Here is a 13,216-nt window from a genome sequence, read left to right as displayed (position 1 = left end):
CCAGCTGGTCGTAGACGTGGTCCGACGACAGCCGCAGGTACTCGGCGGTGTAGTCCGGTCCGAGGTAGGCACCGTGACCCATGACGGAGCCGTACTGCTGGAGCCCGCGCCTCAGGAAGATCTCCTGGCCCGCGGTGATGTCGCCCTCGTCGAAGAGGACCTGGCCGTCCTGGTCGGTGACCTGCTCCGGCAGCGGCATCGAGTCGGTGTAGGTGCGCACCGCGAGCATGCCCATCACGAAGAATCCGAAGACCATCACCAGCACGACGCCCTGCAGCCACCCCCTCGACAGGTTCAGCTGGCTCCGGCTGGAGCTGCCGTCGACGATCTGGGGTGAGTCGGGCATGAGGTGACCTCCGAGATTGGGCACGCCTGCCCGAGCAACCTGTCACAAGCCACGGACGTTGTGAAGGCCTCGTCCCCGAGACCCAGGGGGCCGGAGCAGGCGGGTGCGCGCCCGCGCTCGCGACGAACTACGCTCCTCACCAGGCTCCGTCCGATCGTCGTGCCGACGCTCGGCCCACGGGCCTGCTGGGCCTCTAGCTCAACTGGCAGAGCAGTGGACTTTTAATCCACGGGTTGTGGGTTCGAGCCCCACGGGGCCTACCACCCACCTGTGTCGCATCGCCGATCCCGGCGTCGGGTACGACGTCCCCAGTCGTCCCGGACGAGGAAGGGGCCAGACCGTGGCCGAGCAGCCGCCAGACGCAGTCCGCGCCGTCGTGCGCGCTGCGACCGGCTGGCTGGCCGGGGTCCTCCTAGCCGCGGTGGTGAGCCTGCCGTGGGCGGTCGAGCAGGCCGTCGAGGGCGCCTCGTTCGAGGACCGGGTCGGGACGCTGCCGGTCGAGATCAGCCTCGCCCACGACGGCTACACGACCCTCGACACCGGCCTGCTGGGCAAGGTCTACTGGCGCCGGACGGGGCCCGGCGGCTTCGGTGCGGTGCTGCGCTCGACGGGACCGCCGATCGCCGGGGGCACGCTCGCGTCCTACGCGTCGCCGGCGTTCGTGCAGGCGAACACGCGGTTCCTCGACGACCCCGAGCAGCTCGCGTCGACGTACGGGGCCGAGCTGCGCGGCCAGGTCGTCGAGGGGACGCTGGTCCGCGCGGCTGTCGGTGGCGTCGTCGGCGGGACGGTGCTCGCGCTGACCTGGTCGGCGATGGCGACCAGGACGCGGCGTCGGCGCTGGGTCGTGGCGGGCGCGGTGGTGGCGCTGGGCGCAGGCAGCTCGCTCGGCGTGGGGTGGGCGCTGTTCCGGTCGTGGGAGGGCCACGTCGCCCCGGGCACCACCTATCCGCTGCCGAGCCGTCCGGCTCTCGCCTTCAGCAGCCCGCAGGCGCGCGAGCTGGCGGTGCAGGTCCAGCCGTTCATCGAGAAGAACGCCCGGCGCATCCGCGAGCGCGGCGACGCCTACCGCGCCGAGGCACGCGCGACGCTCGCCGCGCAGATCAGCGCGCGGGGCGAGGAGCTGCAGCCGCGGGAGGGCGAGGTCATCGTGCTCGCCGAGGCCGATCCGCAGGGCAGCTTCGTCGGCGTCGACGTGCGCCGCGACCTGTACGCCGCCCTGGCCGAGGTCCTGCCGGAGGGGTCGGTCGTGCTCCGCACGATCGCCGGCGACGTGACGTCGAACGGCACCGTGGCGGAGGCGGAGTTCGTCCGCGACGAGGCGACCGTGACGCCCGACGTGCCGGTGGTCGCCGCGAAGGGCGACCACGACACCGACACCACCGTCGAGCAGCTGCTCGACGCGCACCTCACGGTCCCCGACACCGAGCTCGTGGACGCCGGCGGCCTGCGGGTGGCGAGCGCCCGGGACCCGGCGTTCAAGGCACTGTTCGGCGGCCTGGTCGTCAACGACACCGGGCTCACCGAGGACGACATCGGTGAGCGGCTGCGTGCCGTGGTCGACGAGGAGGTCGCCGCCGGCACCGCGCCACGGCTCAGCGCCGACGCCTCCGACCTCGGCTCGACCGACGACCCCGCAGCGGTCACCGCCCCGCCGTCGGTCACCGTCGTGCTCCACCAGCCGCGTGCGGTCGCCGGCTACCTCGGCGCCGACCTCGACCTCGTGCGCGACCGCCCGGCCTCCTTGACGACCCCGGTCGACGACGGCATCCCCGACCTGCCGCCGGGGATCGTGACCTACGGGCACCTCCACGACGCGGCCGGTCCCTGGGTGGTGTGGAACACCGACGGCGACGTGGTCACCTGGACGGTCATCACCCAGCTCGGGACCGCCGGCGGCGTGGAGGAGAATCCCACGTTCAACCGGTTCTCGACGCCGTTCTCCGCACCGCTGAAGACGCTGAGCGTGCAGCTGCAGTACGTCAACGCCGAGACCGGTCTGCAGACGGGCCTGGTGCCGATCACGTTCACCCCGGGCGGGGAGGCCTCGATCGGCGGCCGGGTCGACGTGGGTCTCCCCGGCGGCGTACCCACCCCCGCTCGCTGACCGGCGGGCCGTGGCAGCGCGCTGGTCTACTCCACCTCCGCGGGTTTGCCGCGATCGCCTGCGGAGGCTCCGCGCGTGCCCCTAGCCTCTCGGACTGTTGAACCGTCGGTGACCCGAGACGCCGGCGGTTCACTCTATTTCCGGGGCCTCCGGGCCAGGCCCGGTCGACGCCCACCGCCGCGGCGAGCCACAGCCACCGGCTGGACCAGACCAGTGACAGCGGTCGCCATAACGCGCGCATGACGACCGCGTTTGCTGGGTATGGGGAGCGCGAACTCGGAGGGGACGACGGAGTCCTCCCTCGACCTGCTGCAGACCTGGCTCGTCTCGGACGAACGCGAACCCGGCTTGGCGGTGATCGAGGACCTCACCGTGGCCGCCCTCCCCGTTCTGTTGGACACGTCCCGGCAGTCGGATCCTGCCGCGGTCCCGCCGCCTCCGGAGGGCGGCGAGAGCTCGGACGCACGGGGACCGGCGGGCGCGGCGCAGGCCGCGCCCGTCACCGTGGCCCCGATCGACCTCAGCCTGCAGACCGGCAACCGCCGCGTCGTCGGCTTCCTGCTGTTCGCGGTCGCAGTGCTGGCCGTCCTCCAGACCGCGGTGGCGTACGCCGACCCGGGCGTGGTCACCCTCGGCCTCGCCGTCGTGCTCGCGGCGCTCACCGTCGCCGCCTGGCGCTCCTGGGCGGGCCACAGCCCGACCACGGTCCTGCTGGTCGGCAGCCACCTCGAGATCGTGCGCGACGGTGGTCGCCACGTCTTCGACCTCGCGGACCCGCGGCTGCCGGTCGACGTGGTCGGGCTGGTGGGCGACCGGTCGTGGCGGGTGGAGTTCAGCCGGCGCGGAATGGCGCCGTACGTGCTCGACGCGACGATGGTCGACCCCGCGGAGCTCCTGCTGGTGCTGCACCGGCACCGCTCCGAGGTGCGCTACCGCCCGCGCTGACTGGAACCTGTTCTAGCTAGGTGCTCTAGGATCCGGGCGTGTCCGGATACGTGCGAGACGACATCACCGCCGAGGAGCTGGAGCGTCAGCGGGCGCTCTACGGTCCCTTCACCCAGGCGGTCCGGGAGCTGGTCGACGCGACGATCCGCACCGAGGTCGACGACGACGAGATCCGCGCCGTGCAGGCCGAGGTCGAGGCGCTGACCGCGCGGCTGCGGACCCGGCAGCTCGACGGGCCGTACGGCGTGCGGTTCGGTGCGACCGGTCGCGGGCGCCCCTGGGGCAACACGGTGGTCGGCCTGCGCAACGCGGTTGCGCCGCCGCTGGTCATCGACCACGACGACACCGGCCGGGCATGGTCGGACTTCCACCTCGGGGCGGCGTACGAGGGCCCGCCGGGGCTGGTGCACGGCGGCGTCTCCGCGCTGCTGCTCGACCAGATGCTCGGGGAGGCCGCCGGAGCCGGCGGCAAGCCCGGGATGACCGGCACGCTGACGCTGCGCTACCGGCGCGGCACGCCCCTGGGGGACCTGCGCGCCGAGGCCTGGATCGACCGCAGCGAGGGCATCAAGACCTGGGCCAAGGGCCACATCATGGACGCCGAGGGCGTGACCGTCGAGGCCGAGGGGCTCTTCATCCTGCCGCGGTGGGCCCGCGAGGCGATGGCCGCGCAGGCCGAGCGTGCAGGTGCCGAGGACGAGCGGGCGACGCCGAGCTACTTCGAGTAGGTCGCCCGGCCGCTAGACCCGCTCGCCGGTCTTGACGCCCCGCTCCCCGGCGTCGGTGAGTCGGGCCTCCTCGATCGCCTGGGCCTCGAGCTCGGCTCGGCGAGTGGTCTCGAGCAGGTCGCGGGCCGCGTCGTAGGCGCCCGGGTCGGAGACCAGGTCGGCGGCGCCGTGGCGCAGCCGACCGAGGGCGCTGCGCGCGAAGATCTGCTGCTCGGTGGTCGTCCGCTCCGAACGGCCGCGGCCGATGAACGAGACCGCCCAGTGCAGCAGCGCGGTGACGCGGCTCTTGAACCCGGTGATGTAGATGAGGTGCAGGCCCAGCCACATCAGCCAGGCGAGCACGCCGGTGACCCGCACCTTGCCGATCATGGCGACCGCGCGGAACCGGCTGATGATCGCCATCGAGCCCTTGTCGAAGTACTTGAAGGGCCCCTGCGAGGGCTTGCCCTTCAGCCGGTGGTCGATCTCCTTGGCGGCGTACTTCGCGCCCTGGATCGCGACCTGGGCCACGCCGGGGAGGTTGTCGAGGGCGATCATGTCGCCGACCACGAACACCTCGGGGTGGCCTGGCAGGGTGAGGTCGGGGTTGACCGAGATCCGGCCCGCGCGGTCGAGCGGCGCGCCGGTCTGCTCCGACAGCGTGCGGCCCAGCGAGCTGGCCTGAACCCCCGCGGCCCAGATCTTGGTGACGGTGTCGATGCGGTCGACGCGGCCGTCCTTGAACTTCATCTCGATGCCGCGCTCGTCGACGTCGGTGACCATCGCCCCGAGCACCACCTCGACGCCGAGCTTCTCCAGCTCGGTCTTGGTCTTGGCGCCCAGCTTGGCGCCGAACGGCGGGAGCACCTGCGGCGCCGCGTCGACGAGGATCACGCGGGCGGTGCGGGTGTTGATGTGGTGGAAGTCCTTGCGCAGCGTGCGGTGCGCGAGCTCGGCGATCTGGCCGGCCATCTCGACGCCGGTCGGTCCGGCGCCGACGACCACGAACGTGAGCAGGTGGTCGATGTCGTCGCCGCGGGCGGCCCCGAGCTCGGCCATCTCGAAGGCGCCGAAGATCCGGCCGCGCAGCTCGAGGGCGTCGTCGATGCTCTTCATGCCGGGGGCGTACTCGGCGAACTGGTCGTTGCCGAAGTAGGACTGGCCGGCGCCCGCCGCCACGATCAGGGAGTCGTACGGCGTGACCGTCGGGCGGCCGAGCACCTGGGAGGTGACCGTGCGGGCCTCGAGGTCGATGTCGGTGACCTCGCCGAGGAGGACGGTCGCGTTGTGCTGGCCGCTGAGGATCTCGCGGGTCGGCGGGGCGATCTCGCCCTGGCTGAGGATGCCGGTCGCGACCTGGTAGAGCAGCGGCTGGAAGAGGTGGTGGGTCGTCTTCGCGACCATCGTCACGTCCACGTCAGCGCGGCGCAGCGCCTTGGTGCCGAAGAGGCCGCCGAACCCCGAGCCGACGACCACGACCCGGTGCCGCTGGGAGCCGGTGGGGCTGAGGGGCGCGGTGCCTGACATGGGGAGCCTTTCGTGGGAGATCGGTACCTGCTGACTCAACGCTCACCCGTACCCGCATTCTTCCGGGTCAGGCGCGTTCGGGCCAACCGGAGGGGGTACCGTCGGTCACACCATCCCCGTGGCGGTCGAATGCGTCGCGTGGGCCCGTCTGGACCTCTGGATGTCGCATCCCCGGCGGATGTTTCGTGCGGAATCCCTCCGGGTACACGAGCCGACAATGGCATTGCCGCCAGCCGTCCTCATCCGCTACCCGTCGTGGAGTCCACCGTGCCGCTGAACAGGCCAGCCCTGTCCTTGGGCTCGGGTCCTCGTGGCGTGCAAGATGCCCGCCGCTGGGTGGTCAGCACCTGCCACGACATCGGACGCAGCGACCTCGTCGAGTGCGCCGAGCTCGGCGTCTCCGAGCTCGTGACCAACGCGCTGCTGCACGGAGAGCCGCCCCTGTCGGTGCGCGTCCGGGGCACCCGCGAGCACCCGCGTGTCGAGGTCCGCGACGGCTCGACCGACGTCCCGCTGATGCCCACCAGCAACCTGCAGGACGAGGACGACCTGCTGCTCACCTTCGGGCGCGGACTGAGCATCGTGGCGCGCTGCTCCTCGGCGTGGGGGGTCGAGGTCGAGGACGACGGCAAGATCGTCTGGTTCGTCCCGCAGGACCACTCCGGCGACCTGATGGTCGACGGCGTCGTCACCGGCGCGATCGCCGCAGCGATGCCGCGCGAGCCCTCCCCCGACGAGCTGCGGATCGACCTCCACGCGGTGCCGCTGCGCACCTTCGTGGAGTTCCAGCGCCACTACCGCGAGCTGCGCCGCGAGGTGCGGCTGCTGGCGCTGGCCCACGAGCAGGAGTACCCGCTCGCCAAGGACCTCTCCGACCTCTTCGGCTCCCTCGAGCGGGACCTGCGCGAGGGCATCGGCGCCGACCAGATCGAGCAGGCGCTGCGCTCCGGCGTCGCCACCACCGACCTGCACGTCGCGATGCCGCGCCAGACCGCGGCGACGATCGGCCGGTTCATCGAGCTGCTCGACCTGGCCGACGCGTTCTGCCGCGAGGAGCGGCTGCTCTCGCTGGCGCGCACCCCCGAGCAGCAGCGCTTCCAGCGGTGGTTCTTCAACGAGTTCGTCCGTCAGGAGGGCGGCGCCCCGCCGGTCCCGTGGACCGAGGGAGCGGTGCTCGAGGCCGAGGGCAGCCCCGCGTCCTGAGCCCGACGGCTCACCGCGTGCCAGTGCGCGGTGCCAGGCGCCCGGTGCGCCTCAGGCGTAGCCGAGGTCGTGCAGGCGGGCGTCGTCGATGCCGAAGTGGTGGGCGATCTCGTGCACGACCGTGATCCGGACCTCGTCCTCGAGCTGCTGGACGCTGTCGCACATCTCGAGCAGCGGCCGGCGGAACACGAAGATCCGGTCCGGCAGCTCCATCATCGGTGACCCCCAGCGTTCGGTGAGCGCGATGCCGTCGTAGAGGCCGAGCAGGTCGGGCTCGCCCTCCGGGGGCTCGTCCTCGACCAGCACGACGACGTTGCGCACGCGCAGCGCGATCTCGTCGGGGATGTCGTCGAGCGCGCGGTCGACCAGCGCGTCGAACGCCTCGGCATCCATCTCGATCGGCATGGCGCCATTGTGGTCCACCGGCCGAAACGGCGTACGGCGACGGAAATGCGCGACGCCCCGGATCTCTCGATCCGGGGCGTCTGGTGGCGACCCCGACGGGACTCGAACCCGCGGCCTCCGCCGTGACAGGGCGGCGCGCTAACCAACTGCGCTACGGGGCCAGGATGGTGCTGATGTCGTGCTGGTGCCTCGTTGCCGAAGCGGTGGGAACTCTAACCTACAGACCTCGCCTGCTCCCAATCGAGGCGGGACCAAGGCTGAGAATCGCACCCCCAACGGGATTCGAACCCGTGCTACCGCCGTGAAAGGGCGGGGTCCTGGGCCGCTAGACGATGGGGGCCGGACACGCTCTGCGAAAGCATAGGGCGGTCGCCGTACGTCGTACGAATTGTGACCGCGCGCCGCGAGGTCGCCCTCGGTTTCCGTGGGCCGTCATCGCTCCTGTAGGGTGTCCGTCGCTTGGGCAGGTAGCTCAGTTGGTACGAGCGTCCGCCTGAAAAGTGGAAGGTCGGCGGTTCGACCCCGCCCCTGCCCACAAGCACCGCAGGTCCTCGACCTGCGAGCACGAGGCCCCCGCCGGAGCTCCGGCGGGGGCCTCGCTGCACTCGGGCGCAGCCGCGCTCGCCGAGGTCAGATCAGGCCGGTCTCGCGGGCGACGTGCACGGCGCGAGCCCGGCTGTCGACGCCGAGCTTGGTGAAGATGTGGACCAGGTGGCTCTTCACCGTGGCCTCGGTGACGAACAGGGCCTTCGCCATCTCCCGGTTCGACGCACCTGTCGCCAGCAGCCGGAGCACCTCGACCTCGCGATCGGTCAGCCGCGGCAGCGGGGACCTCATCCCGGCGACCACCCGGGTCGCCAGATCAGCGGAGAGGTACGTGCCACCACGCGCCGCGGTCTCGACGGCCTCGAGGATGGTGGCCGGGGCGACGCCCTTGAGGAGGTAGCCGGCGGCACCCGCCTCGATCGCGCCGAGCACCTCGGCGTCGCGGTCGTAGGTCGTCAGGATCAGGACCGCCGGCGCCGGGGACAGGGCCCGGATCGCGGCCGTCGTCGCGATCCCGTCCATGCCCTCGCCGAGCCGCAGGTCGCAGAGCACCACGTCGGGACGCACCTGCTCGGTCATCGCGAGCGCCTCCTCGCCGGTCGCCGCCTCCCCCACCACGACCAGGTCCGCGGCGCCGTCCAGCACGGCGCGCAGACCGGTCCGCACGACGGGGTGGTCGTCGACGATCAGGACGGTGATCGGCATCAGGTCTCCTTCACCAGCAGGGTGAGCACGAGGTGCGCGGAGAGCGCGGTGCCCTCACCGGGCACTGCCTCGACGTCGAGGCCGCCCCCGAGCTCGCGCAGCCGCGACCGGATGAACCGCAAGCCGTAGCCCGACTCGCCCGCTCGCACCGGCGCGCTCTCCCACGCGGTCGCGTCGAAGCCGCGGCCGTCGTCGACGATGTCGAGGCGGACCGCGTCGCCCTCGTCGATGAGGCTGAGCACCACGCGCGAGGCGTGCGCGTGGAGCCGCACGTTGGCGAGGGCCGACTGGGCGGTCCGCATCAGCGCGACCTCGTAGGCCGTCGGCAGCGCCGGCAGCGTCGCGTCCACGTGCAGCTCGGTCTCGACGCCGGTCTCGCCGCGGAGCCGCTCGAGCATGCGCGCCAGCGCATCGGCGAGCGGGTCGCTCTCGAGCTCGACAGGGGCGAGGGCCGCGACGATGCGGCGTACGTCGGACAGGCCCTCACCGGCCAAGGTCTCGACCTGGCGGATGGCCCGCGCCGCCTCGGCGTCCTGGACGCGCGCGCCGGCGGCGTGGGAGAGCAGTCGGATGGACGACAGGCTCTGGGCGACCGTGTCGTGGATGTCCCTGGCCAACCGGGTCCGCTCGGACATCGCGCCCGACGCCCGCTGGGTGAGGGCGAGCTCGTCCTGGAGATCTGCCATCTCGCGCTGGGCCTGGGCGAGGGAGGACACCAGCTTCTCCCTCTCCGCGGCCTCGCGGAGCAGCTCGAGGTATCCACGGGACACGCCGAGGGCGAAGACGCCGCCGATCAGTGGCCCCAACACGTTCGCGTAGCCGGTGGTGCCGTGGTGCGCGATCGGCGCGAGGGCGGCGATCGCATAGACCGCCACGGCGAACGCGACCGACGCGGGACCCGGCAGCAGGTGACCGGCCAGCAGCCACAGCGCGAAGGCGAACCAGACGAACTCGGGCGAGACCGCCACCGCCGCCGCCCAGACCAGCGTCAGGACGAGCAGCCACCACCGGACCGCAGCCGGGCCGTGCGGTGCCCGCGCCAGGACCAGGCCGGCCGCGTAAGCACCGAGGAGCGCCACGCCCGCGGTCACGGCGGCCGCGACGCTCGTGCCCGCCGCCAGGGCGCGCGCGGTCCCGGTCACGACGAGCACCAGCGCGATGAGATCCTGGCCGAACCTCATCGCGCTGACCGTGGTCGAGGCCAGGCGCGCCGGGCCCGCGTGGTCAGCGCGCACCGGCGGCTGTGGGTGACGAGACGTCGTCATGGCCCCCTTCTCGGAGTCGGCCGGCGGGAGCTGCCGGCCACCACATCCTCTCCCCGAGCAGACCGATCAGTGCCGGGACCAGCAGCGTGCGGACCAGCAGCGTGTCGACGAGCACGCCGACGCCGACGATCAGGCCGAGCTGGCCGAGCGTCACCAGAGGCAGGACGCCCAGGCCGGCGAAGACGCCGGCCAGCACGACACCGGCGCTCGAGATCACCGTCCCTGTGCGCGCCACCGCCTCGACCACCGCGTCCCGGGTGGCCCGGGCGGTCGCCTCTGCCCGCACCCGGTGGACGAGGAAGATGGTGTAGTCGATGCCCAGGGCCACGAGGAACAAGAAGGCCAGCAGCGGCACCTGCACGTCCAGGGCGTCCACGCCGAGCAGTCTCCGGCTCAGCCAGGAACCGGCCCCGATCGCGGCGGCGGCACTGGCCACGTTGACCGCGAGCAGCAGGATCGGACCGGCCAGCGACCGGAGGAGGACGAGCAGGACCAGGCCGCTCACGGCGAGGACGAGCGGGGCGATCACGAGCAGGTCGCGGTGGTTGCCCAGGCGAGCGTCCACGTCGACCGCGGTCTCCCCACCGACCAGGGCGTCGGCTCCCGGGACCGCGTGGACAGCGTCGCGGAGCTCGGACACCTGCCGGACGCTGGACGGGGTGCCCGGCGAGTACGCGCTGATCACCGAGACGCGCGCCAGGGCGCCGTCCCCGGACGTGCCCGCCGGGCGGGCGGCGCGGACGCCGTCGACGGCCTCGACGGCGGCCACGACCCGGTCGGTGTCCGTGCTGCGAGCGACGACCACGAGCGGCTGCGCCTCCCCCGGGTCGAAGTGCTCGGCGAGGACCTCGAGGCCAGCTGCGGACTCCGAGGTGCTGCGGAAGCGCTCCGCCTGGTCGATCCCGACCGACGTACCGACCAGGCCGGTCGTCATCGCAGCGAGAGCGACCGCCCCGACCCCGATCGTGAGCGCTGGGCGACGCACGACCGCGGCCGCGACCGTGCGCCACAGCCGGCCGTCGCGAGCCGGGGAGCCGGGCACCGGGATCCGCGGCCAGAACGCCCGGCGTCCGGCGAGGGCCAGCGCGGCCGGCAGGACCAGGAGCACCGCAGCCAGCGCGACCAGGAGGCCGACGGCCGCGGACACCCCCAGACCCCGGGTGCTCGGGATCACCGCGATCGCCAGCGTGGTCAGCGACAGCACGACCGTTGCGTTGGACGCGACGATCGCGGGCGCGACCTCTCGCCACGCGGTCGCCAGCGCGCGGCGGTGGTCGCTCCGGGTCATCAGCTCCTCGCGGTAGCGCGAGATGAGGAGCAGGGCGTAGTTCGTGCCCGCCCCGAAGACGAGCACGCTGATGATGCCTGCATCGAAGTGCAGGCCCAGCGCGGACCCGAGTGCCGCGGTGACCGTGCCGGCGGCCCGGTCGGCCGCCCCCACCACGGCGAGGGGGACCAGCCACAGGACCGGCGAGCGGTAGGTGACGACCAGGAGCACCGCGACGATCAGGACGGTCACGAGCAGCAAGGTGAGGTCTGCGCCGTCGAACGAGGCGGCGATGTCGACGCCGAAGGCCGGACCGCCGGTGACCGACAACGAGAGCCCCGGCGGGCCTTGCTCCCGCACCAGGTCACGGAGGCCGTCGACCGTCGCCCGGGTGAGGGCGTCATCGGTGCTGACGGTCACCGGGACCGCGATGAGCGCCGCCTGCCGGTCGGCGCTGACCTGCACCGGCGCGACCGGCCCGACGGCCCGCAGCTCGACCTCCAGCCGCCGCAGCGACTCCAGGTCCGCGGGGGTGAGGTCCGCGGAGTCGCCACGCGTCGCGACCACGAGCAGGGACTGCTCGTCGGCGCCAGGGAACCGGTCGAGGAGCCGGGCCACCCGCGTCGACTCCGCATCGTCGGGGGCTGCGCCACCCCTCCCCGGCTCGGCTCCACCGAGGAAGCCGAGGATCGCGGCCAGGACCGCGGCCGCCGACGCGAGCGCCGCCCAGGCTCCCCTGCGGGTGACGAGGAGGTCTGGGATCGAGCGGGCCCACCGCACATCTGCCATGCCTCCAGGGCATCAGCCGAGGGCATCGATCCACATCGCCGACGCGATGGACCACGCCGTCCAACCTTTGATGGACCTGGGCCCCCCGGGACCTCAGCCCCCGAAGGAGACGCGACCACCGGAGAGCACGGTGCGGTCCTCGACCGCGGCGGAGAACGCCACCTCGGCGCCCGGGGCCATCCGCACCGCGAGCCGCTCCCCCGGGAAGACCGGGGCCGAGAACCGGCAGGCGAGCGTCTGCACCTGGGTCGGGTCGGCTCCTGCGCGCCGGGCGATGCCGAGCACGGTCGCGGCGAGCGTGCACAGCCCGTGCAGGAACGGGCGCGGCTGGCCCGCCGCGCGGGCCGCCTCGGGGTCGATGTGCATGTGGTGGCGGTCGCCGAGCAGCCGGTACGTCGCCGCCTGGGTCGGGCTGGTCTGCACGGGCACCTCGACGGCGTCGGCGAGCTCGCCGCGGGGCGCCGAGGGGCCCCGCTCGCCGCCGAACCCGCCGCACCCGGGGGCGAAGATCGACCACGTGGCACGGAAGTGCTCGCTCTCGACGGCCACGTCGAAGACGGCCGCTCCGCCCTTGTCCCACACGGCCTCCACCCACGACCGCAGGTGCAGCTCCCCTGCCCGCGGCAGCGGTCGGGACACCTCGAGCCGCTGGGCGCCGTGCACCGCGGTGGTCGTGTCGAACGCCCCCAGCGAGCCGAGCGCGTCCGGCGCCCACTGCGCGAGGGTGAGGGCGAAGGTCGGGAGCACGCGCAGCCGCTCCTCGAAGACCAGGTCGAGCTCGTCGGCCTGCGCCCCGACCGCCAGCGCGTAGAGGATCGCGTCGCGCTCGTCGTACGCGACGGTGCGCTCGCCCAGCGACCGGCCGGCCCAGTCCCCCGCGTTCACGAGGCGTCCCCCAGCACCAGGCCGCTCGTGGGCACCCCCGTGCCGGCGGTGACGACCACGTTGCGGACGTCCGGCGGCTGGTTGACCGACGTGCCGCGCACCAGCCGCACGGCCTCGGCGATCCCGTTCATCCCGTGCAGGTAGGCCTCGCCGAGCTGGCCGCCGTGGGTGTTCAACGGCAGCGCTCCACCGATCTCGAGGTGGCCGTCGGCGATGAAGTGCCGGGCCTCGCCACGATCGCAGAAGCCGAGCTCCTCGAGCTGCGGCAGCACGAACGGCGTGAAGTGGTCGTAGAGGATGCCGGCCTGGACGTCGGCCGGGCGCAGCCCGCTCTGCCTCCAGAGCTGGTCGCCGACGACGCCCATCTCGGGCAGGCCCGAGATCGTGGGCCGGTAGTAGGAGGTCATCATGTGCTGGTCGGCCGCCTGGCCCTGAGCGGCACCGAGGATCCACGCAGGCCGCTCCGACAGGTCGCGCGCCCGGTCGGCGGAGACGACCACGAGGGCCTGGCCGCCGTCG

General features: G+C 73.0%; 10 protein-coding genes, 4 tRNA genes and 2 pseudogenes. 6 read left to right on the top strand and 10 right to left on the bottom strand.

All coding sequences use genetic code 11. From position 1 onward, the window contains the following. Nucleotides 1-346 (bottom strand): annotated as a pseudogene (locus Q0L15_RS02410) (nitric-oxide reductase large subunit); the annotation flags it as partial. A 187-nt stretch (nucleotides 347-533) separates the two neighbouring features. Between Q0L15_RS02410 and Q0L15_RS02405 the strand changes: the two are divergent. From Q0L15_RS02405 to Q0L15_RS02390, 4 genes are all read left to right on the top strand, one after another. Beyond that, nucleotides 534-609, top strand: a tRNA-Lys gene (locus Q0L15_RS02405). Nucleotides 610-686: 77 nt separating this feature from the next. Further along, entirely contained in the window at nucleotides 687-2,453 is a 1,767-nt protein-coding gene (locus tag Q0L15_RS02400; RefSeq protein ID WP_296601983.1) for a hypothetical protein, read from the top strand. Between the two features lie 261 nt (nucleotides 2,454-2,714). Further along, on the top strand, nucleotides 2,715-3,398 hold the full coding sequence (locus Q0L15_RS02395; RefSeq protein WP_296601982.1) for a hypothetical protein: 684 nt from the start codon (nucleotides 2,715-2,717) through the stop codon (nucleotides 3,396-3,398). Nucleotides 3,399-3,436: 38 nt separating this feature from the next. After that, entirely contained in the window at nucleotides 3,437-4,126 is a 690-nt protein-coding gene (locus Q0L15_RS02390; protein WP_296601980.1) for a PaaI family thioesterase, read from the top strand. Between the two features lie 12 nt (nucleotides 4,127-4,138). Here Q0L15_RS02390 and Q0L15_RS02385 read toward each other — a convergent pair whose 3' ends face one another. Next, nucleotides 4,139-5,632, bottom strand: a complete 1,494-nt coding sequence (locus Q0L15_RS02385) for an NAD(P)/FAD-dependent oxidoreductase (RefSeq protein WP_296601979.1) — start codon at nucleotides 5,630-5,632, stop codon at nucleotides 4,139-4,141. 315 nt (nucleotides 5,633-5,947) lie between these two features. On the opposite strand from Q0L15_RS02385, the gene Q0L15_RS02380 reads away from it, so the two are divergent. Beyond that, nucleotides 5,948-6,835 (top strand): ATP-binding protein, encoded by an 888-nt coding sequence (locus tag Q0L15_RS02380; protein ID WP_296601978.1) that lies wholly within the window; start codon nucleotides 5,948-5,950, stop codon nucleotides 6,833-6,835. A gap of 51 nt (nucleotides 6,836-6,886) precedes the next feature. On the opposite strand, the gene Q0L15_RS02375 is transcribed toward Q0L15_RS02380, so the two are convergent. The 3 genes from Q0L15_RS02375 to Q0L15_RS02365 all read right to left on the bottom strand — a co-directional run bounded on the left by Q0L15_RS02375 (nucleotide 6,887) and on the right by Q0L15_RS02365 (nucleotide 7,580). Beyond that, entirely contained in the window at nucleotides 6,887-7,240 is a 354-nt protein-coding gene (locus Q0L15_RS02375) for a metallopeptidase family protein (protein WP_296601977.1), read from the bottom strand. An 84-nt stretch (nucleotides 7,241-7,324) separates the two neighbouring features. Next, nucleotides 7,325-7,401: transfer RNA gene (locus Q0L15_RS02370), tRNA-Asp, on the bottom strand. A 106-nt stretch (nucleotides 7,402-7,507) separates the two neighbouring features. Then, nucleotides 7,508-7,580, bottom strand: a tRNA-Glu gene (locus Q0L15_RS02365). Nucleotides 7,581-7,701: 121 nt separating this feature from the next. On the opposite strand from Q0L15_RS02365, the gene Q0L15_RS02360 reads away from it, so the two are divergent. After that, nucleotides 7,702-7,775: transfer RNA gene (locus Q0L15_RS02360), tRNA-Phe, on the top strand. A gap of 95 nt (nucleotides 7,776-7,870) precedes the next feature. Here the strand turns inward: Q0L15_RS02360 and Q0L15_RS02355 are convergent. The 5 genes and pseudogenes from Q0L15_RS02355 to Q0L15_RS02335 all read right to left on the bottom strand — a co-directional run. After that, on the bottom strand, nucleotides 7,871-8,491 hold the full coding sequence (locus tag Q0L15_RS02355; RefSeq protein ID WP_296601976.1) for a response regulator transcription factor: 621 nt from the start codon (nucleotides 8,489-8,491) through the stop codon (nucleotides 7,871-7,873). Further along, nucleotides 8,491-9,756: a sensor histidine kinase gene (locus Q0L15_RS02350; protein ID WP_296601975.1), complete on the bottom strand. Its 1,266-nt coding sequence runs from the start codon at nucleotides 9,754-9,756 to the stop codon at nucleotides 8,491-8,493. The genes Q0L15_RS02355 and Q0L15_RS02350 overlap by 1 nt, the downstream gene beginning before the upstream one ends. Beyond that, nucleotides 9,716-11,812 (bottom strand): MMPL family transporter, encoded by a 2,097-nt coding sequence (locus tag Q0L15_RS02345; protein ID WP_296601974.1) that lies wholly within the window; start codon nucleotides 11,810-11,812, stop codon nucleotides 9,716-9,718. The genes Q0L15_RS02350 and Q0L15_RS02345 overlap by 41 nt, the downstream gene beginning before the upstream one ends. 93 nt (nucleotides 11,813-11,905) lie before the next feature. Then, entirely contained in the window at nucleotides 11,906-12,697 is a 792-nt protein-coding gene (locus Q0L15_RS02340; protein WP_296601973.1) for a MaoC/PaaZ C-terminal domain-containing protein, read from the bottom strand. Then, nucleotides 12,694-13,216: pseudogene (locus Q0L15_RS02335) on the bottom strand (lipid-transfer protein); the annotation flags it as partial. The gene Q0L15_RS02340 and the pseudogene Q0L15_RS02335, both read right to left, overlap by 4 nt.

This window comes from Nocardioides sp. (genome assembly GCF_024509035.1).
In the GTDB taxonomy this organism is placed as follows: Bacteria; Actinomycetota; Actinomycetes; order Propionibacteriales; family Nocardioidaceae; genus Nocardioides.
This window is presented reverse-complemented; position numbering and strand designations above follow the sequence as displayed.

What these genes read in the sequence shown, in the direction of transcription:
- Q0L15_RS02395 (WP_296601982.1), top strand. Translation starts at nt 2,715, where the DNA reads ATGGGGAGCGCGAACTCGGAGGGGACGACGGAGTCCTCCCTCGACCTG.
- Q0L15_RS02375 (WP_296601977.1), bottom strand. Translation starts at nt 7,240, where the DNA reads ATGCCGATCGAGATGGATGCCGAGGCGTTCGACGCGCTGGTCGACCGC.
- Q0L15_RS02385 (WP_296601979.1), bottom strand. Translation starts at nt 5,632, where the DNA reads ATGTCAGGCACCGCGCCCCTCAGCCCCACCGGCTCCCAGCGGCACCGG.
- Q0L15_RS02345 (WP_296601974.1), bottom strand. Translation starts at nt 11,812, where the DNA reads ATGGCAGATGTGCGGTGGGCCCGCTCGATCCCAGACCTCCTCGTCACC.
- Q0L15_RS02350 (WP_296601975.1), bottom strand. Translation starts at nt 9,756, where the DNA reads ATGACGACGTCTCGTCACCCACAGCCGCCGGTGCGCGCTGACCACGCG.
- Q0L15_RS02355 (WP_296601976.1), bottom strand. Translation starts at nt 8,491, where the DNA reads ATGCCGATCACCGTCCTGATCGTCGACGACCACCCCGTCGTGCGGACC.